This is a genomic window from Aeromicrobium sp., from assembly GCF_037719875.1.
Lineage (GTDB): Bacteria > Actinomycetota > Actinomycetes > Propionibacteriales > Nocardioidaceae > Aeromicrobium.
The window spans coordinates 266,089-286,404 of sequence record NZ_JBBJMJ010000002.1 but is presented as its reverse complement, the minus strand read 5'-3'; the positions used below and the strand labels follow the sequence as shown (position 1 = coordinate 286,404).

The window sequence follows — 20,316 nt, the reverse complement described above, 5'->3', positions numbered from 1 at the left end:
GTGCTGTGGACGTCAGCGGCCGTAGGTGAGGCCTGTGACCCCGGTTGTGGACAGCAGCTGCCAGGACTCGCCAGGAGGGAGGTACCAGAGTCGCTTGCGCGCATCCGTGGCATAGCGGGGAGACGTGTCGTCGGGGCCGATCGCGAGCGTTCCTGCATCGACGTCAGGCAACAACGCCCCGCCGCGGGAGATGCCCTCGATGGTCGAGGAGCCATCGATCGCCGAGGAATAGATCTGCCGGCCGGACCTGCTCTCGGCAAGATAGCTGAGCTCGGTACCCGACGACCACGTAGCCGCCCGAGGCGACCGGGCGCCGGTGAAGACGCGTGCCGGGCCGCCGAGCCCGAGGATCCGGTCGTCGGCGTCGCGCAGCACGCGTCCCACCTGGATCGAGTCCCGCCCGGCGCCGGGGATCGTCACGGCATATCGCGAGGCGTCGGGTGACAGCGCGAACGTGCTGGGCGCGAGAGCCGCGAGGCCGCCGACGTCGAGTGTGCGGATCATGCCATCGCTGAGCACCCGAACGCGGGTCTGCGACCCGGGGCGATCGAGCAGCCACACCGCGCCCTCGCCGTCCCAGCGCGGTGCGATGAAGCCGGAACCACCGAACGTACGCGCGCCGGTGCCCTTGCGGTTGGTGATCCGCACCTGGGAACGGCCGGCCAGCACGCCGGCCACCCCGTCGTCGGAGACGCCGACGAAGACGGCACCGCGGGCATTTTCGCCCCAGGCGCCGGTCAGCGGTTCGACCCGGTCGTCATCGATCTGGACAACCTTGTCGCGGGCGATCGCATAGGTGTGGCCGGGCGCGACATTCGGTCCGAACCCGGCCCACGAGTCGATGTCCTGCACGGTGCTCCCGCTGTTGGACAGGACCGTCGTGCCTCCCAGCAGGCGCACTGCGGTCACGTCCGGGACCTGCCGAAGGGTCCAGACGATCTGCGCGGAGAGGTGGTCCTGCACCGACTCGCTCAGCGCTGAGAAGTCGGTGTCGAACTCGACGTCGGCGACACCGTCATCCGAGACCGGCACCGACGGACGCAGGGAGTCAAGAGGCGGGAGATAGCTGCGGGGGGTGCCCTCGGCCGAAGGGCCGGGGCCACGCACCAGGCTGCTGACCAGCCCGGTCGCCAGCTGGTCACCGACGGTCCGGTAGACCGGGTCGGGCACCAGCCTGCGCCCGGGCCGATCGAAGTAGAAGATGTCGAACGGCCGAAAGTAGTCGCCGAAGAACTTCTGGCTGACCAGCAGACCGACCTGCGGGTTGGCGATGCGCCACTCCCCCTTGATCCGCTCCAGCCGGTACGTGATGTCCGAAGGGCGGTCCCGGCGGGTGTAATGACCTTGGCGGTCGAGCCGCGCCTCTTCGTCCAGGCTGAGCCGGACGTCGACGCGCGTCGGCGCGGCGTCGGCGCCCACGCTCTTGGCGAGGGTCGCCGAGACCGATGGCGCCGAGTAGACCCGCACACGGGCCGTCGGGCTCCACCCCTTCGCGCCCTCGGGCGTGAGGAATGCCGAGGCGGTGCCCGACGACTGGGGATAGGCCAGCATCGCGTCGAGGTATCCCCGCACGACCTGCTGCGGCGTCGAATCGGCGATCGGGCGGCTCGGGGAGTAGCGAACCGTGCTCTCGCCGAAGCCACCATCATCAGCGACCCTGGTCACCGGCCCGGATGTGGGTATGCCGGCGCACGCCGAGATCGTCACCAACGTGACGACCGCAACAACCAGGGAACGTGCGGTGTGGTCATGGCGGCGACGGCTGATCATGCGTACACCGACCCGATCGCGGGGAACTTGGCCGAGCCCTCGGGCTTGGGGATCGTCAGGATGAACTCGCTGCCCAGCCCGGGCCGGCCCCAGGCCTGCAGGCTCCCCCCGTGCAACGCGGCGTCCTCGCGCGAGATCGCGAGCCCGAGGCCGGTCCCGCCCTGCGCACGAGCCGGATCGGCACGCCAGAATCGGTCGAAGACCCGCAGGTTCTCATCCCCGGAGAGCCCGACACCGAAGTCGCGCACCGCGAGCGACACGCACTCGTCGGTCTGGGCGACCTCGACCTCGAGGCGCGGCGAACCGCTGTACTTTGCGGCATTCGTCAACAGGTTGCGCACGATCCGGTTGATCCTACGGATGTCGGCCTCGACGACAGCCGGCTCGTCGACACCGATCAGGCGGATCTCGATCCCCTCGCGGGCGACGACGGGATCATCTGCGGACTGCCTCGCGACCTGCGCGAGATCAATCGTGTCGAGCTCGAGCCGGGCTGCGCCGGCGTCGAACCGACTGAGGTCCAGCAGGTCGGTCAGCAGCGACTCGAACCGGTCGAGCTCGCCCTTGAGCAGCTCGGCCGATCGAGCCGTCTGCGGATCGAAGCGGTTGCGGGAGTCATACAACACCTCGCTGGCCATCTGCACCGTCGTGAGCGGAGTGCGCAGCTCGTGCGAGACGTCGGAGACGAAGCGTTGCTGCAGCCGCGACAGATTTTCGAGGCGTCGGATCTGGCTCTGCAGGCTTGCCGCCATCTGGTTGAACGATGTGCTCAGTCGGGCGATGTCATCCTCACCACTGACGTGCATGCGCTGCTCGAGGTTGCCGCTGGCGTAGCGCTCGGCGATGCGGCGCGCCAGCCGGACGGGGTCCAGCACCTGGCGCGAGACGAGCCAGGCAACCCCGCCGACCATCAGCACCATGGCCAGACCACCGAGCAGCAATGCCCTGCGCACGAGGTCGAGCGTCGACTGCTGGTCCTCCATCGAGAACAGGTAGTACAACGCGTAGGTGTCACCGGTCCCCGGGGCTCGCAGCTGGCTGCCGACCACGACCGAGGGATCGGAATCCGAGGAGCCCAGCAGCGCCAGACCCGAATAGCTCCAGTACGTGCCGGGTCTGCGCTTGACGGCGGAGTCCAGGTCGGCCGGGAGCGAGCCCGGCGAGATCGCCGCCGAGGAGCGCACGGGCACATCCCCACCCTCGGTCGACAGTGGTCCCTCCAGCACCAGCTCGTAGGTCCGCTTGGCGCCACGCGAGCTCGTGAGGGAGTCGACCATCTGGATCAGCGACTGCGACTGGGTGGCGGGCTCGGTCTCGACCGTCGCATCCAGCTGGGACTGTGCATAGTCGAAGCCGGAGCGCGCCTCTGAGATCGCCGCGACGCGCCGGCTGTCGGCCAGCCCGCTCGCGACGTCTCGCAGAAGCGCCCAGCCGGTGAGCGAGATGACGAGGGCGCTGAGCACGATCGTGCTGGTGACGACACGCGCCTGGATCGAGCGCCGCCAGATGCGGGTGAGCCCCCGCATCAGGCGCCGCCGGCCCGGTGTCGCCGCGTCATGCCGATGGCGTGATCGCCTGGTATCCGACGCCTCGCACGGTGCGGATGATCTGGGGGTTCTCGGCGTCGTCCTCGATCTTGGACCTCAGCCGGGTCATGTGGACGTTGACGAGCTTGGTGTCACCGGGGTGGTGATAGCCCCACACCTTCTGCAGGAGGGACTCGCGGGTGAAGACCTGCGACGGGTCACCCAGGAGGCAGGCCAGCAGGTCGAACTCCAGCGGCGTGAGCTCCAGCGCACCACCCTTGCGGGTCACGGTGTGGCCGGCCGGGTCCAGCACGATGTCGCCGAAGACAAGCGGCTCGACGAGCTGGTCCGACCGTCGCAGCCGGGCCCTGATGCGGGCGACCAGCTCGGTGTTCTTGAACGGCTTGGTGATGTAGTCGTCCGCCCCGGCCTCGAGCCCGGCGACGACGTCTGGGGTGTCCGACTTGGCCGTCAGCATGATGATCGGCACTGCCGACTTCTCCCGGATCTGGCGGCACACGCTCATGCCGTCGAGTCCCGGGAGCATCAGGTCGAGCAGGACGACATCGGGCCTGAACTGCGTGAACGCCGACATGACCCGGTCACCCGATCGGCATACCGCGGCAGTGAGACCCTCACCCTCGAGGACGATCGTGAGCATCTCGGCAAGTGAGACGTCGTCATCCACGACGAGGACTCGATCGCGCTTGGTCCGGCGGTAGCTCACGCGGCAATGATACGGAGGGTCGAACAGGAACGGGCGCCAGATGCATGCACCTGGCGCCCGTTCATCCTGTGACCGCGTGACTCAGTAGCGGTAGAGGTCCGACTTGTAGGGTCCGGCGACGTCGACACCGAGATAGGCGGCCTGCTCCTTGGTGAGCTCGGTCAGCTCGACTCCGAGGGCGTCCAGGTGCAGACGGGCGACCTCCTCATCGAGGTGCTTGGGCAGCACGTGCACACCGAGCTCGTACTGACCGGCCTTGGTGTAGAGCTCGATCTGCGCGAGGACCTGGTTGGTGAACGAGTTCGACATGACGAATGACGGGTGCCCCGTCGCGTTGCCGAGGTTGAGCAGACGCCCCTCCGACAAGACGATGACCTTCTTGCCATCCTTGAAGATCCACTGGTGGACCTGCGGCTTGATCTCGTCCTTGACGATGCCGGGGATCTTGGCCAGTCCGGCCATGTTGATCTCGTTGTCGAAGTGGCCGATGTTGCCGACGATCGCCTGGTGCTTCATCTTCTCGAAGTGCTCGACCGTGATGATGTCGAAGTTGCCCGTCGTGGTGATGAAGATGTCGGCGGTCTCGACGACCGACTCGAGGCGCCTCACCTCATAGCCGTCCATCGCTGCCTGCAGCGCACAGATCGGGTCGATCTCCGTGACGATGACGCGAGCGCCCTGGCCGCGCAGCGACTCCGCGGAGCCCTTGCCCACGTCGCCATAGCCGCAGACGACGGCGACCTTGCCGCCGATCATGACATCGGTCGCGCGGTTGAGTCCGTCGATCAGCGAGTGGCGGCAACCGTACTTGTTGTCGAACTTGCTCTTGGTGACCGAGTCGTTGACGTTGATCGCAGGGAAGAGCAGCGTGCCCTCACGGAAGCGGTCGTAGAGACGCAGGACGCCGGTGGTGGTCTCCTCGGAGACGCCCTTGATGTCCTTGGCGATGTTGGTCCAGTGCTGCGGCTTGGCCTCGACCGATCGGGCGAGGACGCGCAGCACCTCCTTGAACTCCTCGTTGTCGGTGCTGTCCTGCGAGGGCACGACACCGGTCTTCTCGAACTCGACACCCAGGTGCAGCAGCATCGTGATGTCGCCGCCGTCGTCGAGCAGGACATTTGGGCCACCCTCAGCGAAGTCGAAGACCTTCTCGGCCTCGTCCCAGTACTCGCCGAGCGTCTCGCCCTTCCAGGCGAAGACGGGCGTGCCCTGGGGGTCCTCGGCTGTCCCGTCGCGACCCACGACGACCGCGGCAGCGGCGTGGTCCTGCGTCGAGAAGATGTTGCAGGTCGCCCAGCGGACATCGGCCCCGAGATCCACGAGGGTCTCGATCAGCACGGCGGTCTGGATCGTCATGTGCAGCGAGCCTGCGATGCGGGCGCCGGCGAGCGGCTTGCTCTTGCCGTAGCGCTCACGCATGGCCACGAGGCCCGGCATCTCGTGCTCGGCGAGGGTGATCTCCTTGCGACCGTAGTCCGCAAGGGAGAGGTCTGCGACGTTGTAATCCATGATTCACAGCCTACCGGCGGGTAGGCGATCGCACCGAATCGCCCGGTGACATGTGAGCGAGCCGACAGGCCCTCCCCGACTTTTGCGCGCGGGCGGGCCGGGCGTACGGTACCCGAGGGACTGTGATGGACGTCACGTCCGACTGATCAGGGGGTCATCGCCATGTCAGACCGCACGCCGCCGGGCAAGGGCCCGCTCATCGGCGCAGGGGTGGCCTTGGCCATCGCCATCGTCGTCCCGCTGCTTGTGTCGACGTATGCCACGTCCGATCCGGAGCTCTGGGGCATCCCGTTCTTCTTCTGGTACCAGTTCATGCTGGTGATCGCATCGGTCGTCCTGACGTCGATCGCCTATTTCCTGGTCATCGGCCACGAGCGCGACCGGCGCACCTTCGAGGGACGCACGGACGGTGATCGTTCATGAACGGCGTCGATCCCGTGGCGCTGAGCGTCTTCCTCTTCTTCTTCCTGCTGGTCACCGTGATGGGGTTCCTCGCCGCGCGGTGGCGCAAGGTCGACACCCTCGACAACCTCGACGAGTGGGGACTCGGCGGACGCAGCTTCGGCACCTTCATCGCGTGGTTCCTGATTGGCGGCGACATCTACACGGCCTACACGTTCATCGCCGTCCCGGCGCTGCTGTATGCCGGCAATGCGACCGGATTCTTCGCGGTGCCCTACACGATCATCCTCTACCCGATCATCTTCATCTTCCTGCCGCGGTTGTGGTCGGTCTCGCACCGACGCCGCTACGTCACGCCGGCCGACTTCGTGCAGGGCAGGTTCGACTCCAAGTCCCTCTCGCTGGCGATCGCCTTCACCGGCATCCTGGCGACGCTGCCGTACATCGCGTTGCAGCTCGTCGGCATCCAGGCGGTGCTGGACGTCATCGGACTCGGCGGCGGCGAGGATGCCGGCTGGTTCCGCAAGGACCTCCCGCTGTTCATCGCGTTCGCGCTGCTGGCCGCCTACACGTACTCATCGGGCCTTCGCGCGCCGGCACTGATCGCCTTCGTCAAGGACACGTTGATCTATCTGGTCATCATCGTCGCGGTGATCTACCTACCGACCCAGCTGGGCGGCTGGAGCGGAATCTTCGATTCGGCCGGCAAGGCCTTCGACACGTTCAACCAGGACAACGCCGATGCCATCGCCAACGGTCAGGCATCCAGCAAGGGCCTGATCCCGACCCTCGGCGCCTCGCAGTGGGCGTATGCCTCGCTGTCCCTCGGCTCGGCTCTGGCCCTGTTCATGTATCCCCACTCGATCACGGCGGTGCTGTCGACCAAGAACCGCAACATCATCCGGCGCAATGCCGCGCTGCTCCCGGCCTACTCGTTCCTGCTGGGCCTGCTCGCCCTGCTCGGCCTCGCCGCCATCGCGGCCGGGATCCAGGTCACGAACCCGCAGCTCGCGATCCCTCAGCTCTTCGAGCAGGAGTTCTCGCCGTGGTTCGCCGGTGTCGCGTTCGCCGCGATCGTGATCGGCGCATTCGTGCCGGCCGCGATCATGTCGATCGCCGCGGCCAACCTCTGGACCCGCAACATCTACAAGGCGTTCATCAACCCGGACGCGACCGATGCCCAGGAGGCCAAGCAGAGCAAGCTCGCGAGCCTGCTGGTCAAGTTCGGCGCGCTGATCTTCGTGCTGGCGCTGCCCAAGGACTTCGCGATCAACCTGCAGCTCCTCGGCGGCATCTGGATCCTGCAGACCCTCCCGGCGATCGTGATCGGCCTCTACACCCGCTGGTTCCACCGCTATGCACTGCTCGCCGGCTGGGCGGTCGGCATGATCTGGGGCACGATCGCGGCATACAACAAGCCCGTCATCGGCGATCCGGGATCGCACTTCGGCGGCGCGGTGGGCCCGCTCGAGGTGTTTGGCATCTCGCTCAGCGAGAACCTGATCTACTTCGGCATCACGGCGCTCGTGCTCAACCTGGTCGTCGCGGCCATCGGCACCTACATCTGCCGAGCGCTCGACGTCGACGCGGGCACGGACGACACGCACCCGACCGACTACCTCGCCGATGCCGGCGATCCCGAGGTCACAGATCGCCTCGACCCCCTGTCGACGGCCCCCGTCGACTGAGCTGCCGGCGGCCCCGCGCTAGTGGCTCGGGGCGCTCGGGGGCGTGGGGCGTTCGTCCGGGACGTGATCGGGCCGGAAGACGTCGGGCTCGAGGAACACCTGCTGGGCCATCGGCTCCGCGGTGCGCAGGTTGCGCTCCGCGGTGTCGATGACCTCGGAGATGTCGGCCCCCGAGGCGTCGGCTTCGACCCCGATCTTGGCGGCCACGAGCAGCTCCTCGGGCGCGATGTGCAGCGTCTTCAGGTGGATGATCAGCGTGACGCCCGGGGTCGCCTCGATCGCGCCCCGGATCTTGGCGATCGAGTCCTTGGAGGCGGCCTCGCCGATCAGCAGGCTCTTCATCTCGATCGCGAGGATCACCGCCACGACGATCAGCAGCACGCCGATGAAGCCAGTGCCGGCGACGTCGAAGTAGGCGTTGTGGGTGAGGAGCGAGAGGCTCACGGCGAGGAAGGCCGCGACGAGACCGACCAGCGCGGCGAGGTCCTCGAGCAGGATGACAGGAAGCTCAGGAGACTTGGCCTTGCGGATGAACGACCACCAGCCCTGCTTGCCGCGGACCTTGTTGCCCTCGACGATCGCGGTGCGAAATGACAGCGACTCCAGCACGATCGCGATGCCGAGCACGAACAGCGGCACGAGACGCCACTTGCCGTCCAGTCCGCCAGCGTGACCTTCCTGGAGCTCGTGATACTTGTGATAGGCCTCGTAGAGCGCGAACAGGCCACCCACACTGAACAGCACGATCGACACCACGAAGGCGTAGAGATAGCGCTCACGGCCGAACCCGAACGGGTGCTCCTCGGTCGCCTCACGCTTGGAGCGCTTGCCGCCCACCAGCAGCAGGACCTGATTGCCCGCGTCGGCCAGGGAGTGGATCGACTCGGCGAGCATCGAGGAGAAGCCCGTCAGCAGGAATGCGATGAACTTGGTCACCGCGATTCCGGTGTTGGCCAGGAGGGCAGCAACGACCGCCTTGTTTCCGCCTTCGGTTGCCATCAGGCTGCCTTCCTCATCAACGGAGAGACCGAGCCTCGTCGACCAGCATGACGGGGATGTCGCGGCGCACGGGATAGGCCAGTGCGCAGGCACTGCACACCAGCTCGCTGGCCTCGTCGTCGACGGCAAGCGTCGCACGGCACTGAGGGCAGACCAGGATCTCCAGCAGTGCGGGGTCAAGGTTCATGCTGGCCATCCTAAGGGGGTGCTCAACGCCGAATGACGGCCAGGACCTCGTCGCGCACCCTGGCCATGATGGCTTCGTCGTCACCCTCGACGTTGAGGCGCAGCAACGGCTCGGTGTTGGACGCACGGACGTTGAACCACCACGTGTCCCCCGTGACGGTCAACCCGTCCAGGCGGTCCTGCCCACAGTCCGAGTAGGCCTGCGAGAGCTCCCTGAGGATCGCGGGTCCGTCGTCGACCGTGCTGTTGATCTCGCCCGAGGACGCGTATCGCTCATAGCGGGCCATCAGCTCCGAGACCGGCCCGTCCGTCTCGGCGAGGGCGGCCATGACGTGGAGCGCGGCGATCATGCCGGAGTCTGCGAGGAAGAAGTCCTTGAAGTAGAAGTGCCCGGAGTGCTCGCCGCCGAACACCGCGCCCGTGCGGGCCATCTCGGCCTTGATCAACGAGTGGCCGACCGGCGTCCGTACCGGGGTGCCGCCGTTCTCGGTGATGATCTCGGGCACGGCTCGCGATGTGATGACGTTGTGCAGGATCGTCGCTCCGGGCGTCGTGAGCAGCGCACGAGACGCGATGAGCCCGGTGATCGCCGACGGCGAGACGACCTCGCCGCGCTCGTCGACCACGAAGCATCGGTCCGCGTCGCCGTCGAAGGCCAGGCCGATGTCAGCGCCAGTCTCGCGCACCGTGGCCTGCAGGTCGACCAGGGTGCTGTGGTCGAGTGGGTTGGCATCGTGGTTGGGGAACGTCCCGTCCAGGTCGAAGTACATCGGCGTCAGCTCGACGTCCAGGCTGGCGAACACCGAGGGGACGGTGTGGCCGGCCATGCCGTTGCCGGCGTCGGCGACGACCTTCAGGCGCCGCCCCACCGGGATCGGCACGAGCTCGTGGAGATAGTCCGAATAGCGGCTCAGCGCATCGAGCTCCCGATAGGTCCCGGACGGCTCCGGCAGGTCGGTCCGCGCCAGGAAGGCGGTGGCCCGCTCCGCGATCGCCGAGAGCCCCGTGTCATAGCCGATCGGCCTCGCGCCTGCTCGGCACAGCTTGATGCCGTTGTAGGCGGCGGGGTTGTGGCTCGCGGTGATCATCGCGCCCGGCAGGTCGAGATCTCCCGAGGCGAAGTAGAGCAGGTCTGTCGAGGCCAGGCCGATGCCGATGACATGGCCGCCCTGGGCACGCACGCCGTCGGCAAAGGCGGACACCAGCTCTGGTGAGGTGTCACGCATGTCGTGGCCGATCACGACCGTGCCCCCACCCTCGACCGTCGCGGCATCAACGCCGGTCTCGAGGGCGAAGGCCTCGCCGAGAGCGCGGGTCAGGGCAGCGTCGAGCTGTTCGGGCGAGCGGCCGCGTACGTCGTACGCCTTGACCACCTCCGCCAGACGGGGATCGATCAAGATTCGGGCCTCACGAGTCGAAGGGCGGGCGGTCCGTCGGGAACCGGTGTCGGTGGACGACCGGCCTCCCGGACAGCGTCGGCGAGAGCGAGCAGGTCATCGCGGCTGGGCTCGACGGCCGCCGGATCGGGGGCGAGGCGAAGGACGTTCCACCCCAGCGGTGCGGACATCCGCTGCGAGTGCTCGGAGCACAGGTCGTAGGTGTGCGGTTCGGCATAGGTCGCCAGGGGTCCGAGGACCGCGGTCTGGTCCGCATAGACATAGGTCAGCGTCGCCACTGCAGTCTGAGAGCACGCCGAGCGCGTGCACCGTCTCATCACACCCACGAGGCGAGGCTATCCCTGACCCCCACACCCGCGCGTTAGGCTCACCGCATGGATCATTTCGGCGGCGCCGTCAGTGGTCCACGCCCGGGCCGGATGCGCGATCGCCGGGGCCGGGGCCCGCGTGGGCCGATGGCGCTGCCGGGTCCGCTCTCGCCCCGCAGCGTGCCGGCTCATCGCCCGGCCCGCGCCTCGTTCGATCTGCTCGTCGGCGATGTCATCGCTGCACTCGAACCGCATTTCGCGGTCGAGACCGATCATGTTCAGGTCGTGGTCGAGGAGGCGCCGCTGCTGCCGCCGGAGTGGACCGACGACGTGCCGCTGAGCATCGTCACGCCGGACGCCGGGGGTTCCCGCGTGGTGCTGTTCCGCATCCCGATCGCGCAACGGTGCGGGAGCAACGAGGACCTCGAGGACCTGGTCTGGGCGACCGTCCTCGACCGCCTCTCCGAGGTGTGGCACATCTCCCCTGACGACCTAGATCCGCGGCCACGCTGACCCCTCCTTCAGGAGACCGGGCGCACCTGAGGTCCGAGCACTGTCACCGGCGCTGCGGTGAGTGCGAGAGAGCTGAGGGCATCGCCCTGTGCGTAGGTGGCCCCGGCCACGACCCGTCCGCGCGGGCGCACGATGAAGTAGGCCGCGTCCTTGGCGTCGACCTCGAGCCACGTCGTGGTGCCGGCCTTGATCTTGGCGGTGCTCGACATGAGCGGCCGCATGTCGGCGTCGTAGGCCTGCACCTCGGCGGACGCCGCCTCACCAGGTGCGGTCAGCACGAGCCGCGGGGCATCGACCTCCGGACCGATGTCTACCGGCACGATCGCGGGTCCGTCCAGCGCCGGCACCGCCTCGGCGTAGGCATAGTCCTTGTCGCTCGGCGCCATCTTGACCGTCGCGGCAACCGGTTGGTCGGAGGTCAGACGCATGGCCTGCGACCCCGAGCCCGCCGACTTCGGCACCGTGATCGCCAGGGTCGACCCGGCCGGCACCTTGATGTCCTCGAGGCCCGACGGCGTGAAGGTGCTCTTGGGCCCGATCACCTCGGCATCGACACGCGCGCTCTCGTCGCCCGGGTTGAGCAGCAGGAGCGTACGCCCGGCAGCGCCCTCCGCGACGCCGCCGATGACCTGCGTACGACGCGGAGCGAGTGTTGCTGAGACCGGCTCGGTGCCCCTGGACGCAGACGTCGACGAGTCGTCGACCGCGGCGGACAGCAACCCGCGCCGACGATGCACGTGCATCGCGAGCTCGGGCTCTCCCGCAGCCAGCTCGTCGAGCCTGATCCGGCGGACCGACGACGGCTGGACCACGATGCCCTCCGCGCCGACCGCTTCGATCTCGCCCTCGGGGCCCCACAGCGACAGGTCGACGGCGGCCGGCGAGTCGCCCAGGTTCGTGAGGATCAGGGTCGAGAAATGTTTGCCACCCGAGCCGAGCCCCATCAGCCAGGCATCGTCGACAACACCCGGGCAGGAACCGACGACCAGCCCACCGCCACCGTCCTTGGGAGCCGTACCGGCGAAGAATCCGACCGCGCCGGAGCCACGCCCGGGCTGCTGCACGACGACACCCGATCCATCGACGACTGACGTGCGCCACGCGCTCGCGTCCTCGAGGTCCGCATCGCGGTCGCGGCCGGGCAGGACCGTCGCGGTGCTGCCGGAGCCGGCCCGCACCTGGCCCGAGGCCACCGTGATGACCGAAGAGGCAGGGCAGGCATACGACGACTCGGAGACCGTGACCCGGGACGGAACACGGTCCGGCTCGGAGCCGGTCGGCGCCGACATCGCGAGCACGACGAGCGCGATGGCAATGAATGGAAGCGCCAGGATGCGCAGGTCTTTCACGGGGTCCCGACCTCCTGTTCTTCGCTCGCTCCGAGTGGTTCCGGAACGGCTCTCCTCCGTACGGGCGCGGTGAGCACGATCGCCACGAGCCACAGGAGGGATTGCAGAACCATCAGGACTCCGTGCCACCAGGGTGTGATGTCGGTGTTGACGCCCGGCTTTGAGGACAGGGTCCACACCCGCGAGCCGGGCTGGTCACTGCCGGCCGGGTCGAGCCGCGGCGCCGCATCGATTCGTCGGCTGAGCTCCGGGTCGGCCTGGGGGGCATAGATCGAGTCGATGCCGGCAGCGCTGAGGGCCTCGATGTCGGCGACGGTCGCCTGTGCCAGCACTCGGCGCATGATCGCGCTCAGGTCCGCTGACTCCGACGCCGATGCGGTCATGGCCTCCTGTCCCAGGTAGGGGCCTTCGCCCGCGACGACGCGATAATCCACACCCGCGGCGATGGTGCCCGTCATGACGAGGGTGTCCCCCGGGCGCTCGGCGAGGAACGCCGGGACGACCGCGGTCGGACCATCCTTGATCGGGTCAGCGACACCCCGGCCGAGCCACCACGCGCCAGAGCCGAGCGGCAGGATCAGGGCGACGACGACTGTGGCGGCGAGGGCCGGACGGGGCCACGAACCGACTGCCGGCACGGCCAACAACACCGCGGTCAGCAGCCCGCCCATCCACACGACAGTCGGCACCCCGACCCATGGCGTGATGTCGGTCGGGCCGGCATGGGTGGAGAAGGTCACGAGTGTCCCGGACAGCGCGGCGCCGAGCCCCAGCAGGGCGACGAGCCAGGCGAGCTGGACCCCCGTGCGGGTGCCGCGGGGTACGAGTGCCAGCAGCGCCAGGACCAGGAGCCCAACTGTCAGCCAGTCGGGCGCCGCACCGGGCCCGCCTGCGCGACCCAGCACGATCTCGCGAATCGTGGCCGAGCCGGGCAGCGGATAGCCAGCCTCCCACCAGCCGCGCCATGGCCGCAGGGCCCGCTGGGCGAGCCACGGGCCGAGCAGGAGCAACGGGACGACCGCTGCGACGACGAGCTGTCGCCGGACCCATCTGCCCTCCGCGTACCAGAGGATCAGGAGCCCACCAAGGCCCATGACCAGCACGATCGGGGCAAAGGCGGCCGCGAGTGCGATCCAGATGCCGAGTCGCAGCGCGAGCTGCCGGCCCGGGTTCTCGGCGAGCTGCCATGCGGTGTTGGCGATGATCGGGAGCACGATCAAGGCGATCACCGTGCCGATCCGGCCTTGGCTCACCGCGCCCGTCGCGACGACGCACAACGCATAGGAGACCGCCCAGACCATCCGGGGGAGGCGGTGCGGGGTGATCTGTCGACCGAACCGGTGTGCGGTCAGCGCGGCGAGCGGCACCGCGAACAGCATGACGATCGTGATGACGAGACCCGGGTGGAACCACACCGGGGTCGACAGGACCGCGAGCGGCAGCGCGAAGATGGGTGGCAGGGCACCGCTGGGGACGCCGAGGTCCTGGTTGATCCCCAGGAGCAGCTGCCACCAGCCGGCTGCCGAGGCCGGAGCCGGCGGGAGCGAGCCGCCGTGGAGGCCGCCCCCGAAGAGTCCGCGTCCGGCGACCACCGAGAGCGCGACAAGCACCACGACCGCGGTCAGCCATGGCCTCCGCTGCAGGAGCGACGGACCGTCCTCGAGATCGACAGCGTCGTCCGGCGCCTGGTCGAGAGTCGTCGACCGGCGCCCCACGGTCTGGACCGACTCCGGCTTGACGAGGGCGGTCGCGGTCTCACGGGCCATGTCCAAGCCGTGCTGATAGGGCAGCCAGAACGGCGCGAACAGGTGGCGGATCGCCCGCTGCGATCGTCGCGCTGTCAGTCCCCTTCGGCGGCGTGCCCTCGCGAGCCTGACCGGGTGCGCGTACGCCGATCGCAACGCCAGGAGCTCGTCGCCTGCGGCCTCGGGATCCTTGCCGACCAGCAGGCCGAGCACCCGCAACAGCGATCCGAAGAACAGCCGGACGTACTGCCAAAGGAAGCGTGGCATCGGGGTGTTGGCGAGCATCGTGTGGAGCGCAGCACGGCGATGCTCCCAGTGCGGGACGTCTCCCGCTGTGCGGGTGCGGGTGCCGCGGCGGCTCGACTCGGCGTGGAACATCACGGCGGTCGGGGCAGTCAGGGTGCGATAGCCCGCCCGGGCGATCCGCCACCCCAGGTCGATGTCGTCGAAGAACATCGGCAGGTCGGGATCCAGGCCGTCGAGCTCGTCCCAGACATCGCGACGGATCAGCATGCCTGCGGTGTTGACCGCGAGCACCTCTCGGGGGCGGTCGTGCTGACCGGCATCGGGCTCACCGGTCTCTAACCCTGTCTCGCGAGAACCCGTCGACGTGATCGTCAGGCCGACCTCGAGCAGCCGGCGCAGCGATGGCCACTCGCGGATCTTGGGACCCACGGCGGCGATGTCGGGGGCCGAGGTCGCGGTGTCGAGCAGTCCCGAGAGCGTGCCCGGGAGCACCGAGGAGTCGTCATGAAGCAGCCAGATCCAGTCCGTGCGGGGCATGGCGGCCAACCCGAGTCGCACCGCCGCACCGAAGCCCGTTCCGGACGGCGCATACGTGATGCGCTCGGCGCCGAACGAGTCGCGCAGCAGGTCCGCACTTCCATCGGTCGAGCTGACGTCGACGACCCGCCACGACGTCGGGGCATGGAACATCTCGGTGAACGAAGCGAGGACCTTGGGCAACCAGGTCGCCCCGTTGTGGGCCACCAGGACAGCGGCGACGCTCGGTGGATCATCGAGCCAATGGCGCGTCGTACTGGTCTCGTCCACGTAGAGCGACTCTAGTGGACGAGGAAAGAGCGGGTTCTAGGCCCGCTTCTTGAGCTTGCGACGCTCGCGCTCGGACAGACCGCCCCAGATGCCGAACCGCTCATCATGTGCCAGGGCGTACTCGAGGCATTCTCCACGGACATCACACGTCAGGCAGACTCGCTTGGCCTCACGTGTTGATCCGCCCTTTTCAGGGAAGAACGCCTCGGGATCCGTCTGAGCGCACAGGGCACGCTCTTGCCACATGAGTTCCTCATCGAGCTCTTGCGGCAGATCCAGATCGAATGACATACATGGAATTACAGTCCTGTCACCTGTCACAAGTCAAGCCGAATGGCAAGATTCATGAAATCTCCGGCGTGTCGCCCGCCTGCTGGACGTCTGAACCCGCACGACACAATGGCCGGCATGCGCATTCTGCTCGTCTCCGGCGGTGACGGAGCCCCCTTCGCCCGCGCCCTCGGCGACGCCCTGAGGTCCGACGACGAGCTGACTGTCATCGCGCCCACGGTGCGCGGTCACTGGTCCGCGGGACTGTTGGCGAGCCCGGACCTCGACGCCCTGCTGGTCTCCGCGGCGACCCCGCCGACATACGCGGTCGCCGACTCGCTCGAGCAGATCGGGTATGTCCCGCAATGGCAGCGTGCCAGCGACGACACCATTGCCATCCGGCTCGTCCGCACGGACATTGCGACAAGCGGCGGGGCCTTGACCGATGCCACGATCGCCGCGGCGCAACGGGCGGCACTCCCCTATCGCCTGCTCCCGATGTGCGAGGACCGGGCCGAGCTCCGCGTCGTCATCGGCACCGAGGACCCGCACGCGGTCCATGTCGACGAATACCTCGACGACCCTTCGGCGCATGAGCCGACTCAGCTGCTGCTGGTCGCCGAGGGCATCTCGATCTCCTCGGCCGTGTCGCGGGCACTGCTCGACGCCGACCTGGTCGTGATCGGCCCCTCGAGCCGCACGCTGGCGGTCGATCCCGTCCTGAGGACACCGGGCTTCCTCGACCTGGTCGCACCCGACCTCCCCGTCCTCGTCGTCGATCATGAGGATCAGGCACCCGCTGACCTCATCCGCGTCGCCGGACTGCGCGAGACGGTTCCCGGCCGGACCGAGCCGGTCGCGCCGGACGCCGCCGCCGTCATCGAGCACGCGAGGCTGGTGGTGTCATGAAGGCCCTCGACCACTTGTTGCGCGCATCAGCTGACCCCTCCCAGCCGCTCGTGACGTACTACGACATGGCGACCGGCGAACGGGTCGAGCTCAGCACCACCACGACGGCCAACTGGGTCGCCAAGACCAGCAACTTCCTCGTCGATGAGCTCGATGCGGGCCCGGGCAGCCGAATCCGTATCGGGTTGCCGAGCCACTGGCTCACGACCGTGTGGATCCTGTCGGCGTGGAATGTGGGCGCTGCCCTGGTCGACCACACCGCCGACATCGGGCTGAGCGGCCCGGAGCTCATCGCAGATGAGCCACACCGGGTCGCGGCATCATTGCGCCCGCTGGGGGGTCGATTCCCCGTCCCTCCACCCGGATTCGTCGACCTCGGCGCCGAGGTGCCGGGCCACGGGGACCACTTCCTCGCGCTCGATCCGCCCGAGCCGTCCACCGTGGCGATCGACCTCGACGGAGCGCTCGTCACTCACGCAGAGCTCATCACCACGACTCTGCCGACCGGCACTCGCCGGCTCGTCACCCCCGCACACGTGCGGCGCGACGCCGAGCTGATCGTGGCGGCTTGCCTGGGCGGAGGTTCCCTCGTCATCGTGTCGTCGGCCACACCGGAACAGATCTCCCGCGTGGGCGCGCAGGAGGGCGCCGAGATCGGGTAGCCGGGTCCACTACACTCGACGATGGCCTCGACGGCAGCGCCCCGAGCTGCCCGACCCACCGAGCATGAGGGACCACACGACATGACTTCCGCCGAGGACGCGGCACAGGCCGGCCTGATCAAGGTCGGCGGCCGCCCCACCCTCTCTGCCTACGTGTCGGAGGTGTGGCGTCGTCGCACCTTCATCTACTCGATGGCGCGGTTCAAGATCGAGGCGGAGAACCAGCAGAACTCCCTCGGCATGCTGTGGGTCATCCTCAAGCCGTTGCTCAACGCACTGGTCTACGGCGCCGTCTTCGGCCTGCTGATCGGCCCCGAGGGTCGTCCGGACCAATTCGTCGAGTTCCTCATCATCGGCGTCTTCGTCTTTGAGTTCTTCTCCCAGTCGTGGACCGCCGGTGGCAGGGCGATCACCAACAACGCAGCCCTCGTGCAGAGCCTCGCCTTCCCACGCATGGTGCTGCCCCTGGCAGCGGTCACGCAGCGCTTCCTGCAGTTCCTGCCGACCGTGGCGATCATGCTGGTGTTCCTGCTGGTGACCGGCAGCTCGCCGAGCTGGAAGTGGCTGCTGATCCTCCCGCTGTTCGCGCTGTTCTTCCTGTTCAACTGCGGCCTCGCGATGATCACGGCGCGGCTGTCCGTGCACTGGCGTGACCTCAACAACTTCCTGCCCTTCCTGACCCGGTTCGTGTTCTACACGACCGGGATCTTCTTCAGCGTCGAGGAGCGATTCGGCGAGGGTGCACGTGGCGGTGGGCAGCCCTGGGTCGTCGCCATCAGCAACTGGCAGCCAGTTCACGAGTTCCTCACGCTCGCCCGCTCCTGCCTTCTCGAGGGGCCCGGCTACGAGATGAATGAGCAATTCTGGATCCGCGCCACGGGCTGGTCGATCGGCTTGTTCGTGTTCGGTATCTGGTTCTTCTGGCGGGCCGAGGAGAGGTATGGCCGTGTCGAGTGAGCAGCACCGCAGACCCGTCGTGATCGTCGACGACGTGCATGTCGAGTACAAGGTCTTCGCGACCGGCAAGCGTCCCAACGCCGCAGACCGCCGCAGCCTCAACCTGCGCGGCCGCGGCAAGCAGATGCGTACCGTGCACGCGCTCAAGGGAGTCACCTTCACGGCGTACGAGAACGACAGCATCGGCGTGATCGGCACCAACGGATCAGGCAAATCGACCCTGATGCGGGCGATCGTCGGGCTCACCAGCACGAGCCAGGGCGCGATCTATGCCCAGTCACGCCCCAGCCTCCTCGGCGTCGGCGCCGCACTGATGAGGGATCTGTCGGGTGACCGCAACATCGTTCTCGGCGGTCTCGCGATGGGGTTCACGCGTCAGGAGATCGAAGACAACTACGACGAGATCGTGGACTTCGCCGGTTTGGAGAAGTTCATCGACCTGCCGATGCGCGCCTATTCCTCGGGCATGACGGCCCGGCTCAAGTTCGCGATCGCCAGCGTCAAGACTCACGAGATCCTGATCGTGGACGAGGCGCTAGCGGTCGGTGACCGCAAGTTCCGTCAGCGCAGCGAGGCCCGGATCCGCGAGATCCGCGACAATGCCGGAACCGTCTTCCTCGTCAGCCACTCCATGACGTCGATCCGCGACACCTGTAGCCGGGTCATCTGGCTCGACCAGGGCAAGCTCGTCATGGATGGCGACCCCGACGTCGTCATCAAGGCCTACAACGCGTCTCAAGACAGCAAGTAGGGCGTGCGGCTCGTTCCTCGCCGCTCCCGCGACTTCGTCGCGGCCAGGCTTCGCCTGGACGCCTGCCTTCACTCGCTGCGCTCGTTCGGCAATGTTGGGCCGGGCGAGCGCAGCGAGAGACGCTCTAACAGACGGCTTTGAGGTCGTCGGTCTGGTTGGCCGGCCGGCCGGAGGTGTCCTTGTCGTCCCGCTTGACCGGGGCCGTGCTCTCGGACTTGTCGATCGCGGTCTGAACCGCGGTCTGGATCGCCGGGAAGTCCGGCACCACGGTGTCGAACTTCGGAGGAACGATCGACACGGTGCGGATCTTCTCACCACGTGACTTGAGCGCGAGATCAGCGAACTGGCCGAGCTCCTTGGCCGGGATGTTGGTGCTCAGGAGCTCCTTGCCCGACTTGGCGATCTTGGTCGCGTTGAGCAGCACCGTCTGCGGGCTGAGCTGTTCGACCATGGCGGCCATGAGGCACTTCTGCCGCCCCATCCGGTCATAGTCATCGGACCCCACCCGGCTCCGTGCGTACCAGAGGGCCTTTTGGCCGTCGAGGTTCTGCTTGCCAGGCTCGATGTAGACGTTCTTGTAGGCATCTTCCTGGCCGAACATCGCGATTCGGGCCTTGACGTCCATCGTGACACCGCCGACCGCATCGACAAGCCCTTTGAAACCGTTGAGGTTGACCATCACGTAGTAGTTGATCTTGAGGTCCGTGACGCCCTGCACAGCTTCGATCGTGGCATCCAGTCCCGGCTGCTTGCTGCGGGGGTAGAGGTCGGGTCGCCCCTCCGCCGTTACGTAGACCGCGTTGAGCAGGCACTCACTTCCACAGTTGAAGCCATTGGGATAGACCGCTTGAAGTGGCGATCCCTCCGAGAACGGGACGTTCTGCAGGTTGCGCGGCAGTGAGACCAGGACGACCTTGCCGGTGTCGGTGTCGATGCTGGCGACCGTCATCGAGTCCGGCCGAACCCCCGTGCGATCCTTCCGCGCATCCGAACCGAGGAGCAGGATGTTGTAACGCCCCTGGAGCGGCGCCGAGGTCTTGGTCTCGCTGAAGACCACCTTGACGGTGTCTCTCGACACCTTGATGAGCTGCGAGGCGTATGCCGTGGAGCCGGCGACGCCGCCGATGATCGCCAGGTTGAGCACCGTGATCAGCGCCGCCCGGGTGAAGTTGAGCTGGAACGGCGAGCCGAGTCGCCAGGCATCGATGAAAAGCGCGACCCACAACACCGCCAGCGCGACGATGCCGGCCCTCGCCAGCAAAAGGACATCGGTGTCGGTGAACCAGCCCAGCACCTCGGCTCGGTCGGTGCGGAACTTCCAGAGCAGATAGCCACCGCCGCCGAGCGCGGCCAGCCACACCGTGACGGCAAACCAGCCGACGCCTCGTCTGCCGGCAGCGATGTGACCCGAACCGGGCACCACGACCGTCATCAGGCACAACATGAGGGCACGACGGAACCGGATGCGCGGCGAATCCAGATGACTGTCCCGGTAGCCGCGGCCCAGGATACTCGCGCGGTGCGACATGAGCTCCCTATTCAGTGTGGCCGACGAAGCACCCAGTATCACTGAGACCAGTGGCAGGTGTGAAACC

General features: G+C 67.7%; 19 protein-coding genes. 7 read left to right on the top strand and 12 right to left on the bottom strand.

Translation table 11 applies throughout. From position 1 onward, the window contains the following. Window positions 1-12 precede the first annotated feature (12 nt). From WKF39_RS04190 to ahcY, 4 genes are all read right to left on the bottom strand, one after another. Complete coding sequence (locus WKF39_RS04190) at window positions 13-1,770, bottom strand: LpqB family beta-propeller domain-containing protein (protein ID WP_340385973.1); 1,758 nt, start codon at window positions 1,768-1,770, stop codon at window positions 13-15. Continuing rightward, the gene (gene mtrB, locus WKF39_RS04185) at window positions 1,767-3,296 is read right to left on the bottom strand and encodes an MtrAB system histidine kinase MtrB (RefSeq protein ID WP_340385972.1); all 1,530 of its coding nucleotides are present in this window, start codon (window positions 3,294-3,296) and stop codon (window positions 1,767-1,769) included. Before mtrB ends, WKF39_RS04190 begins: the two co-directional genes overlap by 4 nt. 28 nt (window positions 3,297-3,324) lie before the next feature. After that, window positions 3,325-4,023, bottom strand: a complete 699-nt coding sequence (mtrA, locus tag WKF39_RS04180) for an MtrAB system response regulator MtrA (RefSeq protein WP_340385971.1) — start codon at window positions 4,021-4,023, stop codon at window positions 3,325-3,327. Between the two features lie 81 nt (window positions 4,024-4,104). Beyond that, window positions 4,105-5,532: an adenosylhomocysteinase gene (gene ahcY / locus WKF39_RS04175; RefSeq protein ID WP_340385970.1), complete on the bottom strand. Its 1,428-nt coding sequence runs from the start codon at window positions 5,530-5,532 to the stop codon at window positions 4,105-4,107. A gap of 162 nt (window positions 5,533-5,694) precedes the next feature. Between ahcY and WKF39_RS04170 the strand changes: the two genes are divergently transcribed. Both WKF39_RS04170 and WKF39_RS04165 read left to right on the top strand, forming a co-directional pair. After that, on the top strand, window positions 5,695-5,955 hold the full coding sequence (locus WKF39_RS04170; protein ID WP_340385969.1) for a DUF3311 domain-containing protein: 261 nt from the start codon (window positions 5,695-5,697) through the stop codon (window positions 5,953-5,955). Then, on the top strand, window positions 5,952-7,622 hold the full coding sequence (locus WKF39_RS04165) for a sodium:solute symporter (RefSeq protein WP_340385968.1): 1,671 nt from the start codon (window positions 5,952-5,954) through the stop codon (window positions 7,620-7,622). Before WKF39_RS04170 ends, WKF39_RS04165 begins: the two co-directional genes overlap by 4 nt. An 18-nt stretch (window positions 7,623-7,640) precedes the next feature. Here WKF39_RS04165 and WKF39_RS04160 read toward each other — a convergent pair whose 3' ends face one another. Genes WKF39_RS04160 through WKF39_RS04145 form a run of 4 tightly spaced genes read right to left on the bottom strand, consistent with a single transcriptional unit; the run spans window position 7,641 to window position 10,521 of the window. Next, a complete protein-coding gene (locus tag WKF39_RS04160) occupies window positions 7,641-8,621 on the bottom strand; it encodes a cation diffusion facilitator family transporter (protein ID WP_340385967.1) in 981 nt (326 codons plus the stop codon). Window positions 8,622-8,637: 16 nt separating this feature from the next. Continuing rightward, a complete protein-coding gene (locus WKF39_RS04155) occupies window positions 8,638-8,808 on the bottom strand; it encodes a Trm112 family protein (protein WP_340385966.1) in 171 nt (56 codons plus the stop codon). A 22-nt stretch (window positions 8,809-8,830) separates the two neighbouring features. Further along, entirely contained in the window at window positions 8,831-10,204 is a 1,374-nt protein-coding gene (locus tag WKF39_RS04150; protein WP_340385965.1) for a phosphomannomutase/phosphoglucomutase, read from the bottom strand. Next, entirely contained in the window at window positions 10,201-10,521 is a 321-nt protein-coding gene (locus WKF39_RS04145) for a DUF3499 domain-containing protein (protein WP_340386079.1), read from the bottom strand. Before WKF39_RS04145 ends, WKF39_RS04150 begins: the two co-directional genes overlap by 4 nt. Window positions 10,522-10,578: 57 nt before the next feature. Here WKF39_RS04145 and WKF39_RS04140 point away from each other — a divergent pair, with 57 nt between their 5' ends. Beyond that, the gene (locus tag WKF39_RS04140; protein WP_340385964.1) at window positions 10,579-11,025 is read left to right on the top strand and encodes a metallopeptidase family protein; all 447 of its coding nucleotides are present in this window, start codon (window positions 10,579-10,581) and stop codon (window positions 11,023-11,025) included. An 8-nt stretch (window positions 11,026-11,033) separates the two neighbouring features. On the opposite strand, the gene WKF39_RS04135 is transcribed toward WKF39_RS04140, so the two are convergent. From WKF39_RS04135 to WKF39_RS04125, 3 genes are read right to left on the bottom strand one after another with little or no spacing between them, the layout of a single operon-like run. Next, entirely contained in the window at window positions 11,034-12,374 is a 1,341-nt protein-coding gene (locus WKF39_RS04135; protein WP_340385963.1) for a DUF5719 family protein, read from the bottom strand. Next, the gene (locus WKF39_RS04130; protein WP_340385962.1) at window positions 12,371-15,172 is read right to left on the bottom strand and encodes a glycosyltransferase family 2 protein; all 2,802 of its coding nucleotides are present in this window, start codon (window positions 15,170-15,172) and stop codon (window positions 12,371-12,373) included. Before WKF39_RS04130 ends, WKF39_RS04135 begins: the two co-directional genes overlap by 4 nt. Before the next feature lie 36 nt (window positions 15,173-15,208). Next, window positions 15,209-15,463, bottom strand: coding sequence for a WhiB family transcriptional regulator (locus tag WKF39_RS04125; protein WP_340385961.1), 255 nt, complete (start codon window positions 15,461-15,463; stop codon window positions 15,209-15,211). A 117-nt stretch (window positions 15,464-15,580) separates the two neighbouring features. Here WKF39_RS04125 and WKF39_RS04120 point away from each other — a divergent pair, with 117 nt between their 5' ends. From WKF39_RS04120 to WKF39_RS04105, 4 genes are all read left to right on the top strand, one after another. After that, window positions 15,581-16,351 carry a 2-phospho-L-lactate transferase CofD family protein gene (locus WKF39_RS04120; protein WP_340385960.1) on the top strand — a complete coding sequence of 257 codons (771 nt, stop codon included), beginning with the start codon at window positions 15,581-15,583 and terminating at the stop codon, window positions 16,349-16,351. Further along, on the top strand, window positions 16,348-17,013 hold the full coding sequence (locus WKF39_RS04115; RefSeq protein WP_340385959.1) for a TIGR03089 family protein: 666 nt from the start codon (window positions 16,348-16,350) through the stop codon (window positions 17,011-17,013). Before WKF39_RS04120 ends, WKF39_RS04115 begins: the two co-directional genes overlap by 4 nt. 81 nt (window positions 17,014-17,094) lie before the next feature. Further along, complete coding sequence (locus tag WKF39_RS04110) at window positions 17,095-17,970, top strand: ABC transporter permease (RefSeq protein ID WP_340385958.1); 876 nt, start codon at window positions 17,095-17,097, stop codon at window positions 17,968-17,970. Then, on the top strand, window positions 17,954-18,721 hold the full coding sequence (locus WKF39_RS04105) for an ABC transporter ATP-binding protein (protein ID WP_340385957.1): 768 nt from the start codon (window positions 17,954-17,956) through the stop codon (window positions 18,719-18,721). Before WKF39_RS04110 ends, WKF39_RS04105 begins: the two co-directional genes overlap by 17 nt. Window positions 18,722-18,845: 124 nt before the next feature. Here the strand turns inward: WKF39_RS04105 and WKF39_RS04100 are convergent, their stop codons facing one another. Further along, window positions 18,846-20,153 (bottom strand): LCP family protein, encoded by a 1,308-nt coding sequence (locus WKF39_RS04100; protein WP_340385956.1) that lies wholly within the window; start codon window positions 20,151-20,153, stop codon window positions 18,846-18,848. Between the last annotated feature and the right edge of the window lie 163 nt (window positions 20,154-20,316).

Coding starts and splice junctions, on each gene's coding strand:
- WKF39_RS04190 (WP_340385973.1), bottom strand. CDS start 1,770: ATGATCAGCCGTCGCCGCCATGACCACACCGCACGTTCCCTGGTTGTT.
- mtrB (WP_340385972.1), bottom strand. CDS start 3,296: ATGCGGGGGCTCACCCGCATCTGGCGGCGCTCGATCCAGGCGCGTGTC.
- ahcY (WP_340385970.1), bottom strand. CDS start 5,532: ATGGATTACAACGTCGCAGACCTCTCCCTTGCGGACTACGGTCGCAAG.
- WKF39_RS04170 (WP_340385969.1), top strand. CDS start 5,695: ATGTCAGACCGCACGCCGCCGGGCAAGGGCCCGCTCATCGGCGCAGGG.
- WKF39_RS04165 (WP_340385968.1), top strand. CDS start 5,952: ATGAACGGCGTCGATCCCGTGGCGCTGAGCGTCTTCCTCTTCTTCTTC.
- WKF39_RS04160 (WP_340385967.1), bottom strand. CDS start 8,621: ATGGCAACCGAAGGCGGAAACAAGGCGGTCGTTGCTGCCCTCCTGGCC.
- WKF39_RS04155 (WP_340385966.1), bottom strand. CDS start 8,808: ATGAACCTTGACCCCGCACTGCTGGAGATCCTGGTCTGCCCTCAGTGC.
- WKF39_RS04145 (WP_340386079.1), bottom strand. CDS start 10,521: ATGAGACGGTGCACGCGCTCGGCGTGCTCTCAGACTGCAGTGGCGACG.
- WKF39_RS04140 (WP_340385964.1), top strand. CDS start 10,579: ATGGATCATTTCGGCGGCGCCGTCAGTGGTCCACGCCCGGGCCGGATG.
- WKF39_RS04125 (WP_340385961.1), bottom strand. CDS start 15,463: ATGTCATTCGATCTGGATCTGCCGCAAGAGCTCGATGAGGAACTCATG.
- WKF39_RS04120 (WP_340385960.1), top strand. CDS start 15,581: ATGCGCATTCTGCTCGTCTCCGGCGGTGACGGAGCCCCCTTCGCCCGC.
- WKF39_RS04115 (WP_340385959.1), top strand. CDS start 16,348: ATGAAGGCCCTCGACCACTTGTTGCGCGCATCAGCTGACCCCTCCCAG.
- WKF39_RS04110 (WP_340385958.1), top strand. CDS start 17,095: ATGACTTCCGCCGAGGACGCGGCACAGGCCGGCCTGATCAAGGTCGGC.
- WKF39_RS04105 (WP_340385957.1), top strand. CDS start 17,954: ATGGCCGTGTCGAGTGAGCAGCACCGCAGACCCGTCGTGATCGTCGAC.
- WKF39_RS04100 (WP_340385956.1), bottom strand. CDS start 20,153: ATGACGGTCGTGGTGCCCGGTTCGGGTCACATCGCTGCCGGCAGACGA.